The 23,590-nt window shown below is 70.4% G+C and carries 21 protein-coding genes and 1 pseudogene; 13 read left to right on the forward strand and 9 right to left on the reverse strand.

Annotation, left to right across the window (positions count from 1 at the left end):
• Positions 1 to 196: 196 nt before the first annotated feature.
• From ACWD0F_RS24970 to ACWD0F_RS24995, 6 genes are all read left to right on the forward strand, one after another.
• On the forward strand, positions 197 to 1,429 hold the full coding sequence (locus tag ACWD0F_RS24970; RefSeq protein ID WP_449879258.1) for an AI-2E family transporter: 1,233 nt from the start codon (positions 197 to 199) through the stop codon (positions 1,427 to 1,429).
• 165 nt (positions 1,430 to 1,594) lie between these two features.
• A complete protein-coding gene (locus ACWD0F_RS24975) occupies positions 1,595 to 2,149 on the forward strand; it encodes a PaaI family thioesterase (RefSeq protein ID WP_449879260.1) in 555 nt (184 codons plus the stop codon).
• On the forward strand, positions 2,146 to 2,613 hold the full coding sequence (gene dut / locus ACWD0F_RS24980) for a dUTP diphosphatase (protein WP_449879261.1): 468 nt from the start codon (positions 2,146 to 2,148) through the stop codon (positions 2,611 to 2,613). Before ACWD0F_RS24975 ends, dut begins: the two co-directional genes overlap by 4 nt.
• A 48-nt stretch (positions 2,614 to 2,661) precedes the next feature.
• A complete protein-coding gene (locus ACWD0F_RS24985; protein ID WP_449879263.1) occupies positions 2,662 to 3,306 on the forward strand; it encodes a DUF3710 domain-containing protein in 645 nt (214 codons plus the stop codon).
• Positions 3,307 to 3,334: 28 nt separating this feature from the next.
• Positions 3,335 to 3,721, forward strand: coding sequence for an OB-fold nucleic acid binding domain-containing protein (locus tag ACWD0F_RS24990; protein WP_449879265.1), 387 nt, complete (start codon positions 3,335 to 3,337; stop codon positions 3,719 to 3,721).
• A 4-nt stretch (positions 3,722 to 3,725) separates the two neighbouring features.
• Positions 3,726 to 4,397 carry a DUF3159 domain-containing protein gene (locus ACWD0F_RS24995; protein ID WP_449879267.1) on the forward strand — a complete coding sequence of 224 codons (672 nt, stop codon included), beginning with the start codon at positions 3,726 to 3,728 and terminating at the stop codon, positions 4,395 to 4,397.
• Between the two features lie 151 nt (positions 4,398 to 4,548).
• Here the strand turns inward: ACWD0F_RS24995 and ACWD0F_RS25000 are convergent, their stop codons facing one another.
• Positions 4,549 to 6,279: an HAD-IIB family hydrolase gene (locus ACWD0F_RS25000; protein ID WP_449879268.1), complete on the reverse strand. Its 1,731-nt coding sequence runs from the start codon at positions 6,277 to 6,279 to the stop codon at positions 4,549 to 4,551.
• A 227-nt stretch (positions 6,280 to 6,506) separates the two neighbouring features.
• On the opposite strand from ACWD0F_RS25000, the gene aroA reads away from it, so the two are divergent.
• Together aroA and ACWD0F_RS25010 are read left to right on the forward strand one after the other, a co-directional pair.
• Positions 6,507 to 7,754, forward strand: coding sequence for a 3-phosphoshikimate 1-carboxyvinyltransferase (gene aroA / locus ACWD0F_RS25005; RefSeq protein ID WP_449879270.1), 1,248 nt, complete (start codon positions 6,507 to 6,509; stop codon positions 7,752 to 7,754).
• A gap of 92 nt (positions 7,755 to 7,846) precedes the next feature.
• Positions 7,847 to 8,050 (forward strand): hypothetical protein, encoded by a 204-nt coding sequence (locus ACWD0F_RS25010; protein ID WP_449879272.1) that lies wholly within the window; start codon positions 7,847 to 7,849, stop codon positions 8,048 to 8,050.
• 27 nt (positions 8,051 to 8,077) lie between these two features.
• Here ACWD0F_RS25010 and ACWD0F_RS25015 read toward each other — a convergent pair whose 3' ends face one another.
• Both ACWD0F_RS25015 and ACWD0F_RS25020 read right to left on the reverse strand, forming a co-directional pair.
• Positions 8,078 to 8,737 (reverse strand): potassium channel family protein, encoded by a 660-nt coding sequence (locus tag ACWD0F_RS25015; protein WP_449879274.1) that lies wholly within the window; start codon positions 8,735 to 8,737, stop codon positions 8,078 to 8,080.
• Positions 8,737 to 9,402 (reverse strand): potassium channel family protein, encoded by a 666-nt coding sequence (locus ACWD0F_RS25020; protein WP_449879276.1) that lies wholly within the window; start codon positions 9,400 to 9,402, stop codon positions 8,737 to 8,739. The genes ACWD0F_RS25015 and ACWD0F_RS25020 overlap by 1 nt, the downstream gene beginning before the upstream one ends.
• Positions 9,403 to 9,505: 103 nt before the next feature.
• Between ACWD0F_RS25020 and ACWD0F_RS25025 the strand changes: the two genes are divergently transcribed.
• Entirely contained in the window at positions 9,506 to 11,551 is a 2,046-nt protein-coding gene (locus tag ACWD0F_RS25025) for an APC family permease (protein ID WP_449879278.1), read from the forward strand.
• On the opposite strand, the gene ACWD0F_RS25030 is transcribed toward ACWD0F_RS25025, so the two are convergent.
• Positions 11,538 to 13,181: an alpha/beta hydrolase gene (locus ACWD0F_RS25030; protein ID WP_449879280.1), complete on the reverse strand. Its 1,644-nt coding sequence runs from the start codon at positions 13,179 to 13,181 to the stop codon at positions 11,538 to 11,540. The two genes, ACWD0F_RS25025 and ACWD0F_RS25030, sit on opposite strands and share 14 nt — an antisense overlap.
• Positions 13,182 to 13,278: 97 nt before the next feature.
• Between ACWD0F_RS25030 and ACWD0F_RS25035 the strand changes: the two genes are divergently transcribed.
• On the forward strand, positions 13,279 to 14,529 hold the full coding sequence (locus tag ACWD0F_RS25035; protein ID WP_449879282.1) for a class I SAM-dependent RNA methyltransferase: 1,251 nt from the start codon (positions 13,279 to 13,281) through the stop codon (positions 14,527 to 14,529).
• Positions 14,530 to 14,596: 67 nt separating this feature from the next.
• Positions 14,597 to 15,834, forward strand: a pseudogene (locus ACWD0F_RS25040) (IS30 family transposase).
• Positions 15,835 to 15,858: 24 nt separating this feature from the next.
• Here the strand turns inward: ACWD0F_RS25040 and ACWD0F_RS25045 are convergent.
• Complete coding sequence (locus tag ACWD0F_RS25045) at positions 15,859 to 16,713, reverse strand: Ig-like domain-containing protein (protein ID WP_449879284.1); 855 nt, start codon at positions 16,711 to 16,713, stop codon at positions 15,859 to 15,861.
• An 873-nt stretch (positions 16,714 to 17,586) separates the two neighbouring features.
• Between ACWD0F_RS25045 and ACWD0F_RS25050 the strand changes: the two genes are divergently transcribed.
• Positions 17,587 to 18,165 (forward strand): DUF4352 domain-containing protein, encoded by a 579-nt coding sequence (locus ACWD0F_RS25050; RefSeq protein ID WP_449879286.1) that lies wholly within the window; start codon positions 17,587 to 17,589, stop codon positions 18,163 to 18,165.
• A gap of 354 nt (positions 18,166 to 18,519) precedes the next feature.
• On the opposite strand, the gene ACWD0F_RS25055 is transcribed toward ACWD0F_RS25050, so the two are convergent.
• The 4 genes from ACWD0F_RS25055 to ACWD0F_RS25070 are packed head-to-tail and all read right to left on the reverse strand — an operon-like array spanning position 18,520 to position 22,529.
• The gene (locus ACWD0F_RS25055) at positions 18,520 to 19,119 is read right to left on the reverse strand and encodes a response regulator transcription factor (protein WP_449879288.1); all 600 of its coding nucleotides are present in this window, start codon (positions 19,117 to 19,119) and stop codon (positions 18,520 to 18,522) included.
• A gap of 55 nt (positions 19,120 to 19,174) precedes the next feature.
• Positions 19,175 to 20,269, reverse strand: coding sequence for a sensor histidine kinase (locus ACWD0F_RS25060; protein WP_449879290.1), 1,095 nt, complete (start codon positions 20,267 to 20,269; stop codon positions 19,175 to 19,177).
• Positions 20,266 to 21,384, reverse strand: coding sequence for a sensor histidine kinase (locus ACWD0F_RS25065; protein ID WP_449879292.1), 1,119 nt, complete (start codon positions 21,382 to 21,384; stop codon positions 20,266 to 20,268). Before ACWD0F_RS25065 ends, ACWD0F_RS25060 begins: the two co-directional genes overlap by 4 nt.
• A gap of 41 nt (positions 21,385 to 21,425) precedes the next feature.
• Positions 21,426 to 22,529 carry a hypothetical protein gene (locus ACWD0F_RS25070; protein WP_449879294.1) on the reverse strand — a complete coding sequence of 368 codons (1,104 nt, stop codon included), beginning with the start codon at positions 22,527 to 22,529 and terminating at the stop codon, positions 21,426 to 21,428.
• Between the two features lie 119 nt (positions 22,530 to 22,648).
• Here ACWD0F_RS25070 and ACWD0F_RS25075 point away from each other — a divergent pair, with 119 nt between their 5' ends.
• Complete coding sequence (locus ACWD0F_RS25075; RefSeq protein WP_449879296.1) at positions 22,649 to 23,563, forward strand: LLM class F420-dependent oxidoreductase; 915 nt, start codon at positions 22,649 to 22,651, stop codon at positions 23,561 to 23,563.
• Positions 23,564 to 23,590: the final 27 nt, after the last annotated feature.

Below are 23,590 nucleotides of genomic sequence, written 5' to 3' on the forward strand. Positions count from 1 at the left end.
GTGACACGCTTGCCACCGCTTGCACAGGCCCGATCTTTACGCTGTGAGCCGCCTGATCCTTGAGCTGTACGCTGCCCGATCTCTTGGCTTCGAGCCGCCCGATCTCCAGGCTGTGGGAGGCGCCGGCTTTACGCTGTGAGCTGCCTGGTCGAATATCGGTGCGCATCCTGGTCCCGGACGTGCCAGTCTTGAACACGTGCTGCCTGACCACCCAACCAAGCTCGTGCCGCCCGTGCTGGCCAGGACGGCCGCATGGTGCGTGTGCCTGATCCTCGTCGGCGTGGTCGTCTACTTCTTCATCCAGGTGATCGCCAGGCTGACGTTCGTGGCGCTGCCCGTGGCGATCGCGCTGCTGCTGACCGCGTTGCTGTTCCCGCTGACCAACCGCCTGCGCGGCGCCGGCATGCGGCCCATCTACGCCACGTGGATCACCATGCTGGTGGCCCTCACCGTGCTCGCCGGCACGGGGTGGCTCGTCGGGGCGCGGGCCGGCGAGGAGTTCCCCAACCTGGTCCAGCAGGTGCAGGCGACCGCCAGGTCCGTGCAGGAGTGGCTCATCACCGGCCCGCTGCACCTCAAACAGGCGGAGATCACCAGCTACGTCGACGAGATCGCCGTGATGGTCAACGCGCAGCGCTCGGCCATCACCGGCACGGTGTTGTCCGCCGGCGCGGTGGCCTTCGAGGTGCTCGCCTCCATCGTGCTGCTGCTGTTCGTGACGTTCTTCCTGCTCAAGGACGGCGACCGGATCTGGGCGTGGTTCCTGAAGGGGTTCGGCGGCGTGGCGCCGCGCGTGGACCGCGCGGGGCGGGCCGCGTGGACCACGCTCTCCCACTACGTGCAGGGCACCGTGGCGGTGGCCGCCGTGCACGGGGTGATCATGGGCATCGTGCTGGCGGGCATGGGGGTCCCGCTGTGGGCGCCGCTGGCCGTGCTGATCTTCTTCGCCAGCTTCATCCCCATCGTCGGCATCTTCTTCGCCGGCACGATCGCGACCCTGGTCACGCTGGGCGCCAAGGGGCTCGTCTACGCGCTGATCTTCCTCGGCATCCTCATCGTCGAGCAGCAGCTCGAAAACCACGTGCTGCAACCGCTGATCGTGGGCCGGGCGCTCAACTTCCATCCGCTGGCGATCATCCTGGTGCTGGCCATCGGGGGCATCCTGGCCGGGATCGCGGGGGCCGCCGTGGCGGTGCCGGTGGCGGCGGTGATCTACCGGGCGCTGCCGGAGCTGAGACATGAGCAACGCGCCCTCCCACCACCTGACCACACGCCCTACTCCGGCGCAGACCCACCGGACGGCGACGATGGCGATGGTGGTGACGGCCAGCGCGATGACGTGCTGCGTGGTGACGGCGGCGTGTCTGGTGGGGGCGGCGATGATGGCGATGGTGGTGACGGGCAGCGCGATGGCGTGGCAGCGCGGTGATGGGCAGCGCTGTGATGGGCAGCGTGGCGACGGCGGCGATGTGCGGGGTGGTGATCGCGGCCGTGGTGACAGTTCCGGTCTTCGGGGTGAGGAGCGGCTGTCGGCGGTGGAGGTGAAGCCGAGTGAGGAAAGCCGACGGCCCAGCACGGAGTAACCTCATCACCCGTGACTCGTTCCTCCCTAACCACACCGCCGCCGGACGCTGCCGCGCCCGCGACGCATCCCGGCGCGCCGCCGCCGGGCACCACCCTGGCCTCCCACTACAGCCGCTGCTTCGGTTGCGGCACCGACCACCCGACCGGTCTGCATCTCACGGCCGAGACGCCCGACGGCGCCACCGTGCGGGCCCGGTTCACGGTGGGGGAGGCGCATCAGGGGGCGCCCATGCTGGCGCACGGCGGTGTGCTGGCCGCCGCCATGGACGAGGTCATCGGAATGTCCGTCTACCTGTTCCGCAAGCCCTATGTGACGGCCCGGCTGGAGACCGACTACCTCCTCCCGGTTCCCGTGGGCACGACACTCCACCTGCGCGCCTGGTGCAACGGCATCGCGGGCCGGAAGGCGTACCTTGAGGCTGAGGGGCGCATCGGCGCCCCCGACGGACCGGTCGCCGTCCGCGCGGCAGCGTTGTTCATCGAGGTGGGCATGGAACACTTCGCCAAGCATGGCGATCTGGCCGCCATCGCCGCCGAACACCAGGACTATGAGGTGAACCCTTGAGCGACGTAGGCACGGACCCCTCCGCCTCCACGGTGGAGGTCCTCATCCAGCGGCTCGACGCCGAGCTGCCGGTGCCGTCCTACGCCCACCCGGGAGACGCGGGCGCCGATCTCTACGCGGCCGCGGACGCCGAGCTGATGCCAGGAGAGCGGGCCGTCATCGGCACGGGCGTGGCGATCGCCCTGCCCGAGGGTTATGCCGCTTTCGTGCACCCGCGCTCGGGCCTGGCCGCCAAGCACGGCGTCACGCTGGTCAACGCGCCCGGCACGGTCGACGCCGGATACCGGGGCGAGATCAGGGTGACGCTCATCAACACCGACGCCAAGGAGCCGTTCCGGCTGCGGCGGGGTGACCGGGTGGCGCAGCTCGTGGTCCAGCGGGTCGAGCGGACGGCGTTCCACGAGGTGGAACGCCTGCCTGGCTCGGTGCGCGGCGCCGGCGGGTTCGGATCGACCGGACGTTGATCAATCGACAGACGGGCCCCAGGTTCGCCGGCCCGAGAAGCAGGGAGCGTGAGGAACGTGTTCCGACGTCGTCGTCGTGAGCAGCCGGACCAGGCGGTCGAGCAGCAGCCGGCCGTCCCCGAGAGAGAGTCCGGCCCGTGGGACGCCGACGAGCCCCACCCCGACACCGACAGGATCGACCTGGGGGGCCTGCGGCTGCCGCACAACCCCGACTTCGACGTGCGCCTGGCCTCGGTCGGAGACCAGCACGTGGGCGTCGTGGTCCTGTACGGGGAGAACTCGCTGCAGCTCCAGGCGCTGGCCGCGCCGCGCAGCTCGGGTCTGTGGGACGAGGTCAAGGCCAAGATCCAGGCGCAGGCCAAGACCTTGGAGGAGCGCGAGGGTCCGTTCGGCAGCGAGCTGAACGGCGAGATGAAGGTCGACGGCAACATCCGGCCGGCCCGATATCTCGGCATCGACGGCCCGCGCTGGTTCCTGCTCGCGGTGCTCTCCGGTCCTGGCGCGTTCGACGAGGCGGTGTCCGGGGCGTTCGTCGATTTCATCAAGGATGTCGTGGTCGTCCGCGGCGACGACCCGATGACCCGCGAGGAGCCGATCCCGCTGCGCCGCCCCAACGAGCCGGCGAGCGAAACGGAAGAGCAGCCAGGCATGAACCCCTTCAAACGAGGTCCGGAAATCAGCGAGATTCGTTAAGCGCAACCATCACATAGGCTGATGCATCATGAGTACGGCAGAGCCTCCGAAACGTGGGGGATTGCGCGGCTTCCTCAGCCGGCTGGCTTCACCCCAGTCCGAGATCGAAGCCCAGGAGCTGCGAGAAGACGCCGATGAGGTCGGCGCGACACCGATCGTGTCGTGTGGCGGCCGTCGGCGCTTCTGCGTAGCCGGTACGCTACGTACGGTGACACTGCGTCCAAGGGGTGGCGCCCCTGCCTTGGAGGCCGAGCTTTACGACGGGTCCGACGTGATCGACCTCGTCTGGCTCGGCCGCCGCAAGATCGCCGGCATCGAGCCTGGCCGCACTGTCAAAGCCGAGGGCCTGGTCAGCATGCAGGACGGGCGCAAGGTGATGTTCAATCCGCGTTACGAGCTGCGCCCAGGGGGCTGATCAGGTGAGTGCTGAGGCGGAAGAAGTCGCCCACGACACCGTTGAAGCGGCGGTGCGAGCCCAGCTCGCCAAGGCTTTCGGCGGTGTGCGCGGCATCATCGAGGCGGCGGTTCCGACGATCGCGTTCACGCTGTCGTGGATCTTCACCGAGGATCTGAAGACGTCATTGATCATCAGCATCGCGCTGGCGGTCGTGTTGCTGCTCGCGCGGGTCGCGCAGCGGTCCACGCCGCAGTTCGTGATCAACAGCTTGATCGGCATCGCGATCGGCGCGTTCTTCGCCAGCCGGACCGGTGACGCGAAGGATTATTTCCTGCCCGGCATCCTCTACAACGCCGGCTACATGGCGGCGATGTTGTTGTCGATCGTCACCCGGTGGCCGGTGGTGGGCTTCCTGATCGGCTCGGTCACGGGCGATCCGACCGCCTGGCACAAGGATCCCGGCATCGTGAAGCTCTGCATCCGGCTGACGTGGATGCTCATGCTGCCCTGTGCGGTCAGAGTGGCCGTGCAGGGGCCCGTCTACCTGTTCGGGGGCGGGGATCAGGCGGTGGCGGCGCTCGGGTTCGCCAAGATCGTGATGGGGTGGCCGCTACAGGTCGCCGCCCTCGCTGCGATGTTGTGGTTGCTCGGCCGCGGCCGCACTCCCATCAAACCCCCGGTAGCCCCGGCCTGAGCCACACCGCCCCGCTGCCCCTGCGCCTGGTGCGCATGGAGCCGGGGCGGTGGACCAGCGGTCGTGGTGGCCCGGTGGGCCGGCGGCTGTGGTGGGCAGGCTGACGTCGGTGACTCAGCGGTCGTGGTGGCCGGTGGGTCAGTGACGGTGGTCAGCGGTCGTGGTGGTCGGGGTCGAAGTCGGTGGGTTCGGCGGGCAGGGTGTAGCGGTCGTTGATGAGGCCGGCCATGCGCCGCCTGCTGTCCTCCGCGCTCATCCCGTCCGCCCGCTCCACCTCCACGACCTCCTCAGCCAGGTCCGTGTCCCCCAGCTTCTCCCGGATCCATGCCGAGTAGTCGCCCTGCCGCAGGTGGTGCAGCCAGGTGTCGTCGTCCACACCCTCGGCCAGCTCGACGAAGGTGTGCAGGTTACGGGCCCGCAACCGCAGCCGCTCGCCGGGGCCGGTGAAGTAGAAGCTCTTGTCCTTGGCCATGGTGCCCGCCGCGTACTTGCGCCGGTGCCGGGTGCGTTCGACGCGGGCGGGCGCGAGGGTGAGCTGCCGCGCGGAGGGGTCGCCGTCGAGCCAGAGCGCGATGTCGCCGTCCGGAGCGGGCTGGAGCGCCGGCGCGTCGCGGCCCAGGGCGGTGGCGAACGCGGCCAGCGTTTCCGCGGGCTCCCTGCCCACCGCGATCGTGCTCGTCACCAGCCGCAGCGTGTCCGGGCTCATCGCGTCGGGATGGACGGTGATCAGCAGGATCGCGCCCATGTCGGCAGCGCTCTGCAGCGGCACGTGCCGTACCTCGGCGGGCAGGAGGTGGTGCGCCTCGTCCACCATGAGCCAGTGCGGGTGCCCGAGCTTGGCCCGCAGGCCGGTCAGCCGGGGCAGCAGCTCGGCGAAATAGCCGGGCCGGTCACGTAGCTGCAGGCCGATCAGGTTGACCACGACGCTCTGCCCGGGCTGCTCCAGCACATGCAGGACCTCCTCCACGCTGGGCACCCGATCCGGGTCGCCGAGCACGATGACGTCCGGGTATTCGGCGTAGTCGCCTTCGGGGTCCACGATCACGCATTGATAGTCGGCGGTGGAGATCCGCTCCAGCAGCGCCGTGGTCACCGTGGACTTGCCGCTGCCGGAGGGCCCGGCCACCAGCAGCCCGATCCCGTACGGCGGCAGGCGCACCTCCTCCCCGTCCCGATGGCCGAGCAGGACGTGGTGGCGGGGGATGTCCAGCTCGTCCAGCTCGCCCGCCAGCAACATCCTCGCCAGCTCGGTCACCCCCTCGCCCGCCTCGCCCCGCAGGCGGACGTCGCAGGTGTCCTTGAGCGCGGGCAGCGCGTTGGCGACGGTGGCTCCGCACTCGGCCGCGGTCAGGAACGCGTGGTCGTTCTCGCCGTCGCCGACCGCCACCACGTCGTGGGGGGAGAGGTTCAGGCGGTCGAGGGCGGCGGCCAGGCCGCTCGCCTTGTTCACACCGGGGGGCAGCACCATGACGGCGCCCTTGTTGTAGATCACCTGCAGCTCCAGGCCGAGCTCGCGGATCGCCTCGTGCACCTGGTGGTCATACGGCTCGCGGGTGGCGACCAGCACCTTCCCGATGCCCAGCGGGTCGACGCCCGCCTGCCGCAGGCGCTCGACCAGCCCGGGCGGTGGCGGGGCGGCCAGGGTGTCGCAGGTGCGTTGCCGGGGGTCGTACAGCAGCCCGCCGTTCTCGGCCACGATCAGGTCGAACAGGGCGGGCTGCGCGAAGACGGAGAGCAGGTCCTGCAGCTCGCGGCCGGTGACCAGCAGCAGCCTGATCCCCGCCCGGGACAGGCGCTCCAGCTCCTTGATCGTCTCCTCGCCCACCTGGCCGCCCCTGGCCAGGGTCTCGTCGTAGTCGCAGGCGAACACGTTGTACCGCATGAGCTGATCACTACCCGGGGGGCGACGGGCATCCGGACGGGCAGGTGAAAGTGTGGTGAACTTTGTTCCCGGTGCGGCTCCAGACGCGCAGCGGGGAGACGGCGCACGTAGACGGGCGGCTGACTGGCCGGTGGCGCACGCGGCTGGCGCACGCGGCTGGCGCACGCGGCCGGTGGCGCACGCGCCAGGAGGCGCACGTGGCCGGTGGGACGCCTAGGCTTGGGCGGGTGAGCATCGTCGACGTGCCAGGCTCGAAGTCCATCACCGCCCGCGCCCTCTTCCTCGCCGCCGCCGCCCAGGGCGTGAGCGTGCTGCGCCGCCCGCTGGTCTCCGACGACACCGAAGGCTTCGCGGAAGGGCTCGCCACCCTGGGCTACCGCGTGGAGCGCGGGCCGGGGGAGTGGACGATCGAGGGCCGCCCTGCGGGCCCGCCCAGGGCCGAGGCCGAGGTCTACTGCCGCGACGGCGCCACGACCGCGCGTTTCCTGCCCGCGCTCGCCGCGGCCGGCCAAGGGCTCTTCCGCTTCGACGCCTCCGCCCAGATGCGCCGCCGCCCGCTCGGGCCGCTCACGAACGCCTTGCGCGAGCTCGGCGTCGACCTCAGGCATGAGGAGCGGGAGGGGCACCACCCGATCACCGTCGCGGCGAACGGCATCAAGGGCGGCCAGGTCACGCTGGACGCCGGGCTGTCCTCGCAGTTCCTCACCGCGCTGCTGCTCGTCGGCCCGCTCACCGGCGAAGGTCTGCGCATCACGGTGACGGATCTCGTCTCCGCGCCCTACGTGGAGATCACGCTGGCGCTGATGCGCCGGTTCGGGGTCGGGGTGCGGCGCGAGGGTGACACCTTCGTCGTCCCGTCGCGGCCGTACGAGGCCGTCGAGTACACCGTCGAGCCCGACGCCTCCACGGCGAGCTACCCGCTCGCGGCGGCCGCGCTCACCGGCCGCAGCGTCACCGTCCCGGGGCTGGGATCGGGGTCGCTGCAGGGCGACGTGGCCTTCGCCGGGGTGCTGGAGCGGATGGGCGCCTCGGTGCGGCTCACCGAGGACTCGGTCACCGTCACCGGGAACGGCCGGTTGCGCGGCCTCACGGTGAACATGCGCGACATCTCCGACACGGTGCCCACGCTCGCCGCCATCGCGCCCTTCGCGGACGGCCCCGTCCGGATCGAGGACGTCCACAACATCCGGGTCAAGGAGTGCGACCGTCTGGAGGCGTGCGCCGAGAACCTGCGCCGCCTCGGCGTCCCCGTCACGACCGGCCGCGACTGGATCGAGATCCAGCCGGCGCCGCCGCGTCCCGCCGAGATCGCCTGCCACGGCGACCACCGGATCGCCATGTCGTTCAGCGTCACGGGGCTGCGCGCGCCGGGGATCACGCTGGACGACCCGGGATGCGTCAAGAAGACGTTCCCCGGCTTCCACCAGGCGCTGGACGAGCTGCGAGCGGAGTGGGGGCTCGCGCGGGAGCGGTAAAGGTCTCTGGAGCCAACCCTTAACAGGTTGATCCACTCCGTCGGGTACGAAGGTGAGCGAACGATCATTTCGTACCGTATCGGGGGAGACTCATGTATAGACGCATCATCGCCGGCCTGGTCCTGACCGGTGCCGCCCTGCTGCTGGCGGCCGTGCCCGCGCTCGCCGGCGACCACCGCGATCCCCGCTACTCCGCGTGCACCGTGATCGGCACGCTGAACAAGATCCCGCTGGTGCTCGACCCGTCGAACTGCCCGGGGGCCGCCAACATCGACTGGGCCGCCCTGTTCCGCTGAGGCTCCTCGCGAGGAGCCTCAGCGCGGTCAGTGTTGCGACAGAAGGTGGGCCAACTCCCCCTCCACCTCCTGGCTGGCCACGAACAGCAGCTCGTCGCCGGCCTCCAGCGGGTCGTCCGCCGTCGGGACCAGGACCCGGCCTTCACGCAGGATCGCCACCAGGGCGGAGTCCACCGGCCACGGCACCGAGCCGGCCCGCTGGCCCACCACCGGGGCGTCCTCGGCCAGCGTGAGCTCCACCAGGTTGGCCTGGCCCTGACGGAAGGTCATCAGGCGCACCAGGTCGCCGACGCTCACCGCCTCCTCCACCAGCGCGCTCAGCAGGCGCGGGGTGGAGACGGCCACGTCCACGCCCCACGACTCGTTGAACAGCCACTCGTTGTTGGGGTGGTTGATGCGGGCGACCACGCGCGGCACGCCGTACTCGGTCTTGGCCAGCAGCGACACGACCAGGTTGACCTTGTCGTCGCCGGAGGAGGCCACCACGACGTGGCAGTTGTTGAGGCCGGCCTCGTCGAGGGAGGCGATCTCGCAGGCGTCGGCGAGGAGCCACTCGGCGCGCGGCACGCTGTCTATCTTGATGGCCCGGGGATCGACGTCGATGAGCAGGACCTCGTGGCCGTTCTCCAGGAGCTCGGCGGCGATGGAACGGCCGACGGCGCCCGCTCCCGCGATGGCGACGCGCATCAGTGATCCTCTTCCGGAGCCGCGGCGAGCACCTTGTTGATCCTGTCCATGTCGTTCTCCGCGGCGATGACGTGCAGGATGTCATCCTCCTGCACCACGGTGTCGCCCGCGATGGTCAGGGCCTCGCCCATGCGGTTGATGAAGGCGACGCGAGCCCTGGTGCTCTCTTCGAGGTCGTGGACGCGGCGGCCGATCCAGCCGGAGTGCGCGGTCACCTCGGCCAGGATGACGGTGCCCGTGGGGTCGCGCCAGAGCGGCTCGGCGCCCTCGGGCAGGATGCGGCGCAGGATCTGGTCGGCCGTCCAGCGGACGGTCGCCACGGTCGGGATGCCCAGCCGCTGGTAGACCTCGGCCCTGCGCGGGTCGTAGATGCGGGCCACCACGTCGTCGACGCCGAACGTCTCCCTGGCCACCCGGGCCGAGATGATGTTGGAGTTGTCGCCGCTGGAGACCGCGACATACGCGGCCGCCGACTCGATGCCGGCCTCGGTGAGCACGTCGCGATCGAAGCCCACGCCCGTCACCCGCCGCCCGCGGAACCCGGCGCGCAGACGCCGGAACGCCTGCGGATCGCGGTCGATGATGGCGACGGAATGGCCGCTGTCTTCGAGGATGTGGGCCAAAGTCGATCCGACCCGGCCACACCCCATGATCACTATATGCATTTCCCCCCGCATCTTTCGCGGTCGGCCCAGTGCTGGACACCAGTATGGCCCGCGGGGGGAGTGCCGCGTTTAGGGCGTCCACATAGGGCTAGCATCTCGTTACGTGGCGAAGGTAACGGATCTTGTCAAACGCGTGCTCGTGGGGCGTGCCCTGCGTAGCGGGCAGCTCCATGAGCAACTGCTGCCCAAACGCATCGCTCTGCCCGTCTTCGCCAGCGACGCGCTCTCCTCCGTGGCCTACGCCCCGCAGGAGATTCTGGTCATCCTGTCGCTGGCGGGCGTGTCGTTCTACGCCTACAGCCCCTACGTCGCCGCCGCCGTGGTGATCGTGATGCTCACGGTCGTGGCGTCGTACCGGCAGAACGTGCACGCCTACCCCAGCGGCGGCGGCGACTACGAGATCGCCACCGTCAACCTCGGCAAGAACGCGGGACTGACCGTCGCCAGCGCGCTGATGGTCGACTACGTGCTGACGGTCGCGGTGTCGGTGGCCAACGGCGTCGACTACGTGGGCGCCACGATCCCCTTCGTGGGCCAGCACAAGCCGGCCATCGCCATCGCCATCGTCGTCCTCATCACCGTGATCAACCTGCGCGGCATCCGCGAGTCCGGCGCCGCCTTCGCCGTCCCCACGTACGCGTTCATGATCGCGGTGCTCGCCCTGATCGTCTGGGGCGGCTTCCGGCTGCTGGTGCTGCACGACGACATCGAGGCGCCGAGCGCCCACTTCACCATCGAGCCCGAACAGGTCAACCTGACGACCTTCGCGGCGGCGTTCCTGATCCTGCGCGCGTTCTCCTCCGGTTGCGCGGCCCTGACCGGCGTCGAGGCCATCAGCAACGGCGTGCCGGCCTTCCGCAAGCCCAAGAGCAAGAACGCCGCCACGACCCTGCTCATGATGGGCCTGGTCGCGATCACCATGTTCGGCGGCATCATCGCGATCGCGCTGGCCTCGGGCGTGACGATGGCCGAGCCGTCCGTGGTCGCCGAGGACCTGCTCAGGGTGGACGGCACGCCCGTCGGCCCCGGCTACTACCAGCAGCCGATCATCTCGCAGGTGGCCGACGCGGTGTTCGGCGGCGGCTCGCTGCCGTTCGTGGCGATCTCCGCGGTGACGGCGCTGATCCTGTTCCTGGCGGCCAACACGGCGTTCAACGGCTTCCCGGTGCTCGGCTCGATCCTGGCGCAGGACCGTTACCTGCCGCGCCAGCTCCACACCCGCGGCGACCGGCTGGCCTTCTCCAACGGCATCGTCATCCTGGCGCTCGGCGCGTGCCTGCTGCTGTGGGGGTTCCAGGCCGACGTCAGCCGCCTGCTGAACCTCTACATCGTCGGCGTCTTCGTCTCCTTCACGCTCAGCCAGACCGGCATGGTCATCCACTGGACCCGCCGCCTGAAGACCGAGACCGACCTCAAGGTGCGCCACCAGATGCACCGCTCCCGGGTGATCAACTTCTTCGGCGGGATCATGACGGGGCTCGTGCTGGTCGTCGTGCTGCTGACGAAGTTCCTGGTCGGGGCGTGGATCGTGTGCATCGCGATGCCGATCCTGTTCCTCATGATGAAGGGCATCAGGCGCCACTACGACAACACGGCGGGCGAGCTGGAGCTCACCGAGGACTACGAGCCCGCCATCCTGCCCGCCCGCAACCACGCCATCGTGCTCGTCTCGAAGATCCACAAGCCGACCATGCGCGCGCTCGCCTACGCCCGCGCCACCAGGCCGTCCACGCTGGAGGCCGTCACCGTCGGCGTCGAGGGGGCGGAGGCGCGCCAGCTCCAGGAGGAGTGGGAGCGGCGGGGCATCCCGGTGCCGCTGAAGATGCTCGACTCGCCGTACCGCGAGATCACGCAGCCGATCCTCGACTACGTCAAGGCGCTGCGCAGGCGCTCGCCGCGCGACGTGGTGACCGTGTTCATCCCTGAATACGTGGTCGGCCACTGGTGGGAGCACCTGCTGCACAACCAGAGCGCACTGCGGCTGAAGGCCCGCCTGCTGTACAAGCCGGGCGTCATGGTCACGAGCGTGCCGTGGCAGTTGCACTCCTCCGACCGTCTCAAGGGCCGGCCGGAGCCGTTCGCGCCGGGAGCGGTGCGCCGCCCGTGGCACCAGACCGTCAAGGACGACGACCAGCTCAACGCGCGCTGAGCAGGGTGCGCAGCCGGCCCGTGTCGCCCGCGTCCCAGCCCGGCGGCGCGGCGACGGCGGCCCAGCCGTCCACGATGGTGGCGCCGTAGCGGTGCCCGTGGCCGGTCGGCACGGCCAGCGCGGCGGTCATGTCCACCAGCACCTGCCAGAACGTCACCAGCGGGAACCAGTTCATCTGCGGGTTCACGCCGGGACCGCGCGGCTCGGTCAGCCAGGCGGGCTTGCGGTAGATCAGCTCAGGCGACCACCACACGACCGGGTCGGACGCGTGCTGCAGGTAGACCACCCGAGGCGGCGGCCAGGGCCCGTCCGGCCGGCTCAGGTCGCCGGGCCGCCCGGCGAACCTGGCCGTCCTGCCCTGCTGGTAGACCGGCCGCCAGACCGGGCTGCCCCGGTCGCGGTGCGTGGTGAGGTGCTGCCAGATGGGGTTGGCGTTCGGCGGGCCGACGAACACCGCCCCGTCCGTCCGCGCCACCAGGTCGTTCAGGTCGCCGAAGGCGTTCTCCAGCTCGTAGGAGCCGAGGCTCTCGCCCGACAGCAGCAGCCGTGGCCGGCCGGCGGCGGGCAGCCCGGCCCACCGGGCGCGGACCGCCTCGACCAGCGCCCGCCCCGTGGCCGCCGCCTTGTCCCTGTCGACCATGAACGACACCCAGCTCGGCAGATAGGAGTACTGGAGCGCGACCATCGCGGAGCTGCCGTTGTACATGTACTCCAGCGAGTCGGCGATGTGCGGATCGACCCAGCCGGTGCCGGTGGTGCCGAGCACGGCCAGCACCGGGCGGCCGAACGCGCCGGTGCGCTCCAGCTCGCGCACCGCCAGCGCCGCCTGTGCCCGCGGCGAGGTCGTGGTGTCCAGGCCGACGTAGACCCTGATGGGCTGGGCGGCGGGGCGGCCGGAGAAGGCGGCCAGGCGCGCCGGGGTGGCGGCGGTGCCGGTGAAGCGCCGGCCCTCCCTGCCCAGCGACTCCCAGGTCACGAGTGAGCCGGGGCCGCCTGACACGGCGGCCGAGGTGGGTTCGCGGAGGCCCGGATGGGTGCCCTCGTTGGTGACGGAGGAGATGTCGCTCATCCGGGCGACGAATCCGGAGAACAGCACGTCGTTGGCGAACACCAGGACGAGGAAGGCCATGATGGCCACGCCGGTGACGTGGCCGACGTAGACGGGGACGTAGCGGTCCAGCCAGGTGATGAGTTTGCGGCCGCCTAGGCGTACAAGCCTGGATATGAAGAGACTTATCGTGAAAAGGGCGATGGTCATCGCGACGATCACCGGCGGGAACCACGTGATCCGCGTGTCCATGCCCATGAGCGCCCGCAGGTCGCGCTGCCAGTCGATGCTGTACCAGAGCGTCACCACCGCCAGCGCGGCGCAGCCGCCGATCATGACCCGCCAGGCGACGGCGCGGGCCCGCTCGGGCGGCCGGTAGGAGATCAGCGCGCGGCCCAGCGCGCCCAGGGCGGCGCCTGCCGCATATCCCATGATGCCGGTGATCGCGCCCATCACGCCCTGATACAGCCACGTGCGCGGCAGCAACGACGGCGTCAGCGAGGCGCAGGCGAACAGAGTGGCGAGCAGCGCCCCTCCGAAACCGAGCCGCCGCCGCACCACCCGCGCCGTGTTCACGATCACCTACAGTAGTTGATCAAATGGATAGAGTAGTCATCCGGGCTCGCGGCAGCACCACCCGTGGTAGGTCGCGGTGCGCGGGCCCCCATAGGGTGTCGTTGTGGAACAGGTATCTCTCGAGCTGACGGTCGGTCCGGTCGCCCATGGCGGCTGGTGTGTGGCGCGCCATGAAGGGCGCGTGGTCTTCGTACGGCATGCCCTGCCAGGCGAACGGGTCATCGCCGAGGTGGTCGAGGAGACGACCCGGTTCCTGCGGGCCGACGCCGTGGAGATTTTGGAGGCTTCGCCCGACCGCGTCGTGCCGCCCTGCCCGTACGCCGGGCCCGGCCGATGCGGTGGATGCGACTGGCAGCACGCCACCCTTGAGGCGCAGCGGCGGCTCAAGGCGCAGGTCGTGGCCGAGCAGCTGCAGCGGCTGGCGGGCATCGAGCGCGAGGTCGTGGTCGAGGAGATGCCGGGCGCCAAGGACGGGCTCGGCTGGCGCACCCGGGTGCAGTTCGCCGCCCAGCCCAACGGCGAGCTGGGCTTCCGCAAGCAGCGCTCGCACGACATCCAGGTCGTGGACGCCTGCCTGATCGCCCATCCCGAGGTGGAGGCGGTCGGCGCGGAGCAGTACGACTGGCCGGGGGCGCGCGGCGTCGAGGTCATCGCGTCCTCCGGCGGCGACCGGGCCGTGGTGGTCGCGCCCAGACCGCGGCGCAGCGTCACCGTGCCCGAGCTCGACGCGCCCGCCTCGATCCTGCTCGACCAGGGCAAGGGCCGCACCACGGCGCGCCGCGGCTCCGGGGTGCTGCACGAGCAGGTGGGCGACCGGGAGTTCCGGGTCGCGGGCAGCGGCTTCTGGCAGGTGCACCCCGGCGCCCCCGAGACGCTCATGAACGCGGTGCTGGACTTCGCCGCGCCGGAGCCGGGGGAGTGGGCGCTCGACCTCTACTGCGGGGTGGGGCTGTTCGCGGCCGGCCTCGCGGAGGCCGTGGGGCCGGAGGGCGAGGTGTTCGGGCTGGAGTCCGACGCCGCCGCCGTCCGCGACGCCCGCGCCAACCTGCGCGACCTGCCGCAGGCCAAGGTGGAGCGGGGCCGGGTGGAGGAGGCGCTCGACCGCTTCCAGATCGAGCGCGCCGACATCGTCGTGGTCGATCCGCCGCGCGCCGGGCTGGGACGCGAGGTGGTGGAGCGCGTCGCGTCGCTGGAGGCGTCCCGGATCGTGTACGTCTCCTGCGACCCGGCCACGCTGGCCCGCGACCTCGCCTGGCTGGCCGAGCGCGGCTACCCGCTGACCGACCTGCGGGCCTTCGACGCCTTCCCGATGACCTCGCACGTGGAGTGCGTGGCACTGCTCGTCAAGGCGTGACGCGGGGCCCTGGCCCGGGGAGCCTCCCTTCTAGCGGTCGTCGCAACACCCCAGCTTGGGGAGTGCGATGGAGTTCGAGATCCGGGAAATTCGGTCCCCTCAGGGGCGACGGAAGCTGACCCGTGAGCGGGAGGAATACTTCCGGCTTATGGATCAAGGTTTCAGCAGCATGGAAGCCTGCCGCCTCGTCGGGATCAACTACCGGACCGGCAAGCGGTGGCGGGAAGGCTCAGCGCCGAACAAGGCAAAAAAGAAGGGGCCCCCGCCGGTCCGACGACCGACGGGGCCCCTTCTGTCATGTCCCGCTACCTGCGAGAAGACGAGCGGATCTACATCGCTGACAAGGTGCGGGAGAAAGCGTCGATCCGGGAGATCGCCCGGGAGCTGGGCCGTGCGCCCTCGACTATCAGCCGGGAGATCCGCCGCAACCGGCACCCCACCAACGGCCAGTACCGGCCGCATGCGGCCCAGTCCCGCGCCGACGCGCGCCGGCCCCGTCCCAAGCCCAGCAAGATAGGCCAGAGTCCAGAGTTACGGACATACATTCAAGACCACCTGCATAAGCGCTGGAGCCCGGAGCAGATCGTCCATAGCCTGCGCCGGACCTTCCCCGAGCGGCCGGAGATGCACGTGTGCCACGAAACCATCTACCAAGCGCTCTACGTCCAAGGACGCGGCGAACTACGCCGCGAGCTGACGAGAGCGCTGCGCACCGGCCGCGCCGTGCGCAAGCCGCGCCGCCTGGCCCAGCAGCGCCAGCCCCGTTACAGCGCTCCCATGGTGATGATCAGCGAGCGATCCGCCGAGGCCGACGACCGCGCCGTACCCGGCCATTGGGAAGGTGACCTGATCATCGGCAAGAACCTGGCATCGGCCATCGGCACCCTAGTCGAGCGCAGCACTCGTTATGTGATGCTCGTCCATCTGCCCGTGGACCGCAGCGCTGAGAGCATGCGCGATGCCCTCCTGGAGACCATGGCCACGCTCCCCGCCCATCTCAAACGCTCCCTCATCTGGGACCAGGGCAGCGAGATGGGACGCCACCACGAGTTCTCCATCGCCGCCGACATGCCCGTCTACTTCTGCGACCCGGCCAGTCCCTGGCAGCGCGGCTCCAATGAGAACACCAACGGCCTCCTGCGCCAGTACTTCCCCAAGGGCACCGACCTGTCCGTCCACACCCGTGACCAGCTCGACGCCGTGGCTGCTGAATTGAATGCCAGATCGCGAAAAACGCTCGACTGGGACACCCCAGCTAACCGGTTGGCTGTGCTCGCCGGCGGTGGCTTCCCGTTGGAACGATGATCGTTTCCCGGATGCAGTCGGTGATCACACATCCCCGGCTGTGGTGAATGTCCAGGTGTAGGGCTCCATGATGTTGTCGGAGCGGTCCTTGGCGCCGCTCACCTCGACTCGGTAGGCCGTCGAGGAGGTGAAGGGCGAGGCGGGGGTGAATGTCCACCTTAATTTGGCGGTGTCGCCGGCGGTCGTTCCCTGCACGGTCGCGTTCGACGGGTCCTTGACCGTGATCTGGACGCCGGATACCGCCTCGTTGAAGCCAATAATGACGGCAGTGTCCACCGGCATGTTGGTTTCGTCCTCGGCGGGGTGAGTGCCATTCACCGTGGGTGGGTCGGTGTCCGGGCCGCCTGTGGTGAAGGACCAGCTGTGCGGGGCGGGCATCACGTTGCCGGCCGCGTCTTTGGCGCCGGAGACCTCTACGGTGTAGCGGGTGTTGGCGGTCAGCGGCTTCTCCGGCAGGAATTGCGCGATGTCCTCGTTCTCCTGCCTGGACATCCCGGCGATCGGCTCCCCGCTGGGCCCCTTCAGCGCCATCCGAGCTTCGGTGACCTGCTCGCTGAACACAACCCAGATTTCGGTGTGGGGTGGCACGCCCGTCGCGTCCTTGGCCGGCCCCGCGGCGACCACGGTCGGCGGGTCGGTGTCTTCGGCGGGTGGGTCACCCGGCTCTGGGGTGGTTTCGTGCAGGTCAGTGGTGTCCACGATGGACTGGGTGTTGACCGCCGACGTCTGCTCCAGCAGTTGTTCCTCCGTGATGTCCTCCGCCGGGAGCATCCCTGGATAGCCGCGGGAGCGTTCGGGATCGTTCATGAACGCTTCCCACTCCTCGGCCGTCTGCGGCTCGGGCTCGCCTTCGTAGAAGAAGCGCATCCTCTCGGACATGACGGGTCAGCTTAATCGTCAGGGCCGTCCATGCAACATGGCAAAGGACGCTCGGCTTGGGCAGCCTAGCCGAGCGTCTCGCTATGCTCCCCGCAACGACTAATTGATCAGGTGTGTTGCGACGACCCTTAGAAGCGCCGAGGGACAAGGGCAGGGGGCTTTTCAGCCCACGCACGGCCGTATGTGCGTGGGTGACTGCCGGCACATTCGGCCGTCTCCCGTACAGCTCGTCGCGGCGGTTACCGCCGCTGGCGTGGATTACTCGGGTGAGTTCTTCGAGCAGACCAGGCAGTATGTCCGCGAGCTGGATGTAGCGCGCGCGTCGGCCGAGGTCGGAGGCGCGCCCCACATCCGTGCGCAACTTGCTGTCCGAGGCGTACACAGGCGTCACCGCTGTCGCCGAGCGACGCAGATCGCAGCGCCTGAGCCGCTTCGCTTCGCTTCGTGGCTGTGCGCGCACGTGAGCCGGGAGGAAGACCGGTTCGTGGTGTACGTCAGCGACCCGGAGCATGCGGGCCGGTGGGCGGCCGCGGTGCACCGTCACGGCAGGCGTGACCACAGGGTCTACCAGATGGGTGCACGTCCCTTGTGGGAGGAGGTGACCGACGCTTACTTCCGGTGGGTGTCCTGGGGGCAGCCCGGCAGGGAGCGGTTCGGGATGACGGTCACCAGAAGGTCAGCAGGTGTGGTTGGACCGGCCGGACAACGTGATCGGCTGATAACGCGAGCCGCTTCCCGATGACCTCGCACGTGGGCGCTGCTCGTCAAGGCGTAGCCCGTGTCCACTTCTGGACATGACAATCCGGACAACCCCGCCGCTTCGATCGCGTCGCACGGCTACGCTCTGCCTCTTCCCGGTTGATCGGAGGCCCGATGGCAGGCCCGCTGCCCCAAGAGCGACACCCGCAGCCCGCTGACGGCGAGCCCGGACAACCGCCGCGCAAGAGGAGCAGAGCACTGGTCATGTTCGGGGGTGGCGGGGTCGCGGTCGTCCTCATCGCCGTCGCCGCCTTCGTCGCCGTTCGCAGCGATGATCCCGTCGCTCCCGTCGTCGGAGCCGCCGTCCGTGGGGCGGGCATCGGTGTCATGGCGCAGGACGGCGACATGGCGTTCACCGTGATGCAGCTCGTGTGGAGCGATCAGGTCGGCACCACCGTCTCCGGCGCCGAGGCGCAGGGCCGGTTCCTGCTCGTGCACGTCGCCGTGTACAACCGGGGCGACCGGCCGGTGACCTACCTTGCGGCGCAGCAGAAGCTGAACGCGGGCGGCAGGCAGTACGCGGCGTCGGTGAAGGCTGCGGGTTACCTGAAGGACTCCCTGACGGAGACGGTGAACCCCGGCGGCAGCGTCACCGTGATCGTGCCGTTCGACCTCGTGGGGAACGTGACGCCGGAGAGCATCGAGCTGCACGCCCAGCCGGGCTCCACCGGCGTCCTGGTGCCCTTCGGCTGAGCCGCCCGGGTAGGAGGCCGGTTCTCTTCGGTCGAGCCGCCCGGGTGGGAGGCCGGTCTCCCCGTCGCCGGCCTCCCGTGGACTGCTAGTTCTCGCAGAAGAACTCGGTCTCCGCGTCGCAGGTGTCGGTGCCGTCAGCGCCCGCACCCGTGCCGGCGCAGGACGGTGGCCCTGGCGCGGCGGTCGTTCCCCCGTGTACTCATGGATACTCCTCTGCTGGATGGCAGGCCGCCGCGTCAGGCGGCTGAGGACGAGCACAACGCGGGCACCGCCTATCGCTCAGTGCTGAAGCGGACTGACGTTCTGTGCCCTTTGGCGTGTTGACGGCGGGTCAGAGCGAGTGTCAGCGGCGGGTCAGAGCCAGCCCATGCGCTGGGCGGTGCGGATGGCCTCCAGGCGGTTCTGGGCGTTGAGCTTGGTCATGGCGCTCGACAGGTAGTTGCGGACCGTGCCCTCGGTCAGATGCAGCTCGGCCGCGATCTTGGAGATCGAGGCCCCGTCGCCGGCCAGCCGCAGGGCGTCGCGCTCGCGTTCGGTCAGGGGGCTGTCGCCGGCCGCCATCGCCGCGGCGGCCAGCTCCGCGTCGAGGTAGCGGCCACCCGCCTGAACCTTGCGGATGGCCATCGCCAGCTCCTCCGCCGAGGCGTCCTTGCCGAGGAAGCCGCTCACGCCCGCCGCCATGGCCCGGCGCAGATAGCCGGGGCGGGCCAGGCTCGTCAGAATGACGATCTTGCACGCGGAGCTGATCTGCTCCGCCGCGCTCAGGCCGTCCATCCCGGGCATCTCGATGTCGAGCACGGCCACGTCGGGCCGGTGCTCGGCGACGGCGGCCACGACCTCGTCGCCCCTGCCGACCTGGGCGATGACCTCGATGCCCTCCTCCAGGTCCAGCAGGGCCGCGATCGCGCCGCGGATCAGGTGCTCGTCGTCGGCGAGCAGCACGCGCGTGCTCATGCGAACGTCCTCCGGGCCGTCATGCGGGTCTCGTCTCCCTCTCCGCCGCGTGCGCTCATGCGGGCATCGCCGCCCGCAGCAGGTAGCGGCCCTCGTGCGTCGGCTCGGCCTCCAGGTTGCCGCCCGCCTCGCGTACCCGCTGGGCCAGGCCCGCCAGGCCGTTCGGGGCGTGCTCGCCCGCCGGTCCGCTGACCCCGTCGTTGGACATCTCCAGCACTCCGTTCTCGATCGTGATCGTGCACCGCTCGGCCTTGCTGTGCTTCAGCACGTTCGTGGCGCCCTCACGGACGACCGTGGCCAGCAGCGTGCGCGTCTCCGGTGCGAGCGAGCCCGTCTCGGCGCGCACGGTGCAGCGTACGTCCGCCGCCTCCAGCACCGCCCGTACGCTGGCGAGCACCTCGTCCAGGTCGACGGCCCGGTAGTTCTGCACGACGGAGCGCACCTCGCGCAGCGACTGCCTGGCCAGGTCGCGCGCCCCGAACATCTCCGACTCGGCCGCCGCGGGATCCGTGCCGAGGAGCCGCTCGGCGCGCGCCGTGCGCGCCGCGACGTCGGTGAGGCTCTGGCCGAGCAGGTCGCTCAGGTCGCGGGCGAAGCGCAGCCGCTCCTCGGAGACCGCCAGCCTGGCCAGCGCCTCCTGCCCGCCGTGCGCCTCGTTGGCCATCCGCCAGAGCTTCAGGTTGGCGATCACCGCGAGCACGGAGATGAGGGTGAACACCGTCTGTATGGCCACCACCAACGGCACGAAGATCTGGTCGACCACCCCCACGTAGAGGGCGAAGAGCAAGATCGACGCGGCCGACGCGACGATGATGGTACGCCTGCGGACGAACGGCGCCAGGGTCGCCAGCCACGTCGGAATCGCCCACATGAGTCCTAGGACGGACAGCACGCAGACGATCACCCCGGTGACGACCAGCAGCGCCGTGGGACGCCGGCCGCCTCTGATGGCGATCCTGAACGGCCGCGTCGAGAGCACGTTGAAGACCAGCAGCAGGACCGCGCCTCCCACGACCACCGGCACCGGGAGCCCGAGCTCCACACGGAGGAACAGGTCGTAATAGCCGAAGAGCGACAGAAGCTGAAGCATGTCGGTGGAGTAGACGGTCAGCCAGCGGACCTTGTCCAGCTTCGTCGCGTTCCGGATCATGCGGGCACCACCGCGCGCAGCAGGAACTCGCCCGCCGCCGTCGGCTCCGCCGAGAAGGAGCCGCCCGCCGCGACCAGCCGCTCCGACAGGCCGCGCAGGCCGTTGCCGGGATCGGCCGGCCGCCTCGTCACGCCGTCGTTGCGCATTTCGAGCACGCCGTCGTCGATGGTGATCGCGCAGTGTGTGGCCGCGCTGTGCTTGAGCACGTTCGTCGCGCCCTCGCGCACCGCCCACGCCAGCAGCGCCCTGGCGGCCGGCGACAGGTCGTCGATCCGGGCGTCGATCACGCAGCGGGCGCCGGCCGCCTCCAGCGCCGCGCGGACGCCGGAGAGCTCCTCGTCCAGGTCGAGCGTCTGGTAGCCGTGCACCGCCTGCTGCACCTCGGCCAGCGAGTCGTCGATGAGCCGGCGTACCTGGGCCATCTCGGCGGCGGCCCGCCCGGCGTCCTTGGTCGCCAGTTTGGCCGCCAGCTCGCTCTTCAGCGTGATCACCGACAGGCTGTGACCGAGCAGGTCATGCAGGTCGCGGGAGAAGCGCAGCCGCTCCTCCGCCACCGCCAGCCGGGCCTTGGCCTCCTTGCTGTCGTGCGCGTCCCTGATCACCCACCAGAGCCAGCGCCACAGCAGCATGGCGCTGATGATGAGCACGGCGCTGAGCGTCTCCGCGGCCAGCGTGACCAGCAGCGACTGGCCGCTGCTGAGCGCGACGTAGCCGCTGACCAGGCCGACCACGGCCACCGTGAGGCAGGCGGTCGCGGCCATGGGCAGGTAGAGCGCGGCGGTCGACAACCACAGGATGCCGATCTCCTGCCAGGTGACCAGGCCGTCTATCGTCTGGTGCGGCACGAGCGCCACCGCGCCCGCCGCGAACAGCCCCGCGAGCGCCAGCTTCGGCGTAGGCCGTGGCCGCCTGTCGAAGGCCTCTCTCAGCAGGAAGGGGAAGAGCGCGAAGAAGCCGAGCATGCACACGACGGTGATCGACATGTGCAGCGGGGAGAGCAGGCCCTGGGCCGCGTACAGGACGGCGAGCGTCACGAACATGACGGCCATGACGGCCATCATGGCGTCCATCCAATAGAGCAGGATCTTGCGCGCAGTCTGTGGACGCGCCGCCATCACGCCCCCCTTCGCCGCCCGTTATGTGGCAAATCCTATAGTCAGCGATGGGTGCGCGAGAGAATGCCTGCTACCTCCTCCTGGGGCGGAGCTCCGCGAAGTGACAACCAGGCGAGCCCGTGGCGGGTGGCGTAGGCGGAGAGCTTGCGGGCGTCGAGCTCGCTCAGATCGGACTTTCCGCTCAGTACGGGCGTCAGCGCGATGCGCCCCCAGGCCGCCCCGGGGTCGCGCACTCCTTGGGCCCGCGCGACCTGGTTCTTGGCCGCCCGCACGGCCGCCGACATCCTGCGCAGGCGGCCTTCTGGAGCCGTCCGGGGCTCGACGCCGGCCAGCAGGTTGACAGTGGTGATCTTCGCGCCCGCCCGGCGGGTGGTGCGCAGCAGGGCGACGTCCTCCCGCGCCAGCCCGTACGGCCGCAGCGGCAGCGTGAAGGTCACCCGCAGCGGCCGCTCGCGCTGCATGGCCCGGAGGGCTCGGGCCCTGCGCAGCACCGTGGCCTGGTCGTCGTCGCCGGGGGCCTCGAACGCGATCGCGGTGGCGCCGAACGCCCGGATCACCCTGCGGTAGGCGGCGGCCAGGTCGTCCGGGGCCGCGCAGGCGGCGGCCAGCTCCCGGCCGCCGGGGCCGCCGAAGACCGGCTCGGCGTCCCCGCCCAGCGCTCTGAGCCCGCCGATCCGGTTGGCCACCGCCTTCCCACCCGGATGGAGCGGTTCGGCCCGCTTCCGGCGCCCGGCCTGTGTCTGGGATAAGCCGAGCGGCTTGGTCCGCTTCCGGGGAGGATCGAGCGGCCCGGTCCGCTCGTGGCCTGGAAGGGGCGGTCTTGCCCACGTGGGGGCGCAACCGTCGCCACCCGCGACGAGGTGGCCGAGCGCGTACCGGCGGACGCCGGTGCGGCGGGACTCGGCGGGCAGGTCGAAGCCGGGCTCCCGGGCGGTGTCGACGAACACCAGGAACGCGGGGGCCGGCGGAGCCGCCGGTGACGAGACGGCAGGGGAGTGCCTCGCCACCGGCGGCGGCTCGGGTGCCGGCGCGGCGCCCCCGGGCAGCAGGCGGATCGCGACGCCCGTGGCGGCGGTGAGCAGCAGGGCCCCCAGGAGCGCGAGAGGGCGTGGAAGCAGGCCCGGTTCCCTCGGGTGCCGCTGCATTGGCCACTCCACGTGGTCGGTCGGCTACGTACGGCGCTGGCGCGTGAACGCTAGCAAGCCGGAACGGCACAGCGCGGGTCTTTTCCGGTTCGCGTCCGAAGTGTGCGGATAATGTGGGCATGAAGCTGCGAATCTTCACCGAGCCCCAGCAGGGATCGACATATGACGACCTGCTAGCGGTTGCCCAGGCCACGGAACGCCTGGGTTTCGATGCCTTCTTCCGCTCTGATCACTACCAGCGCATCGGCCCGGGCGACCCCGGCCCCGGCTCGAGCGACGCCTGGATCACGCTGGCGGGCCTGGCCAGGGAGACGTCGAGGATCCGGCTGGGCACGCTGGTGACGCCGGCCACGTTCCGGCTGCCCGGACCGCTGGCGATCAGCGTGGCGCAGGTGGACCAGATGAGCGGCGGCCGGGTCGAGCTGGGCTTCGGCACCGGCTGGTTCGACGCCGAGCACGCGGCCTACGGCATCCCGTTCCCTCCGACGGGCGAGCGGTTCGGCAGGTTCGAGGAGCAGCTCGACATCATCACGGGCCTGTGGACCGCCGAGAAGGAGTATTCGTTCGAGGGCCGCTACTACCGGCTGGCCGATTCGCCCGCGCTGCCCAAGCCGGTGCAGCGGCCCCGGCCGCCGATCATCATCGGCGGGATCGGCGCCAAGCGCACGCCCCGGCTCGCGGCCGCGTACGCCGACGAGTACAACGTGCCGTTCCGCACGCCGGCCGACACCGGCGCGGCCTTCGCCAGGGTGCGCGAGGCGGCCGGGGAGACGGGACGTACCCTGACCTTCTCCAGCGCGCACACGACCATCGTGGGCCGCGACCGGGCGGAGGTGGAGCGGCGCGCGGCCGCCATCGGCGAGAATCCCGACAACCTGCGCGAGAGCGGCCTGATCGGCACCCCGGCCGAGGTGCTGGAGCGCATCGGTCAGTACGCGGAGCTGGGCGCCGAGCGGGTGTACCTGCAGATCCTGGACCTGGCCGACCTGGAGCACCTGGAGCTGATCGCCGCCGAAATCCTCCCGAACGTGTAGTAATCGGTTGGCGGCGCTTCGCGCGGT

This window comes from Nonomuraea sp. NPDC002799 (genome assembly GCF_053592075.1).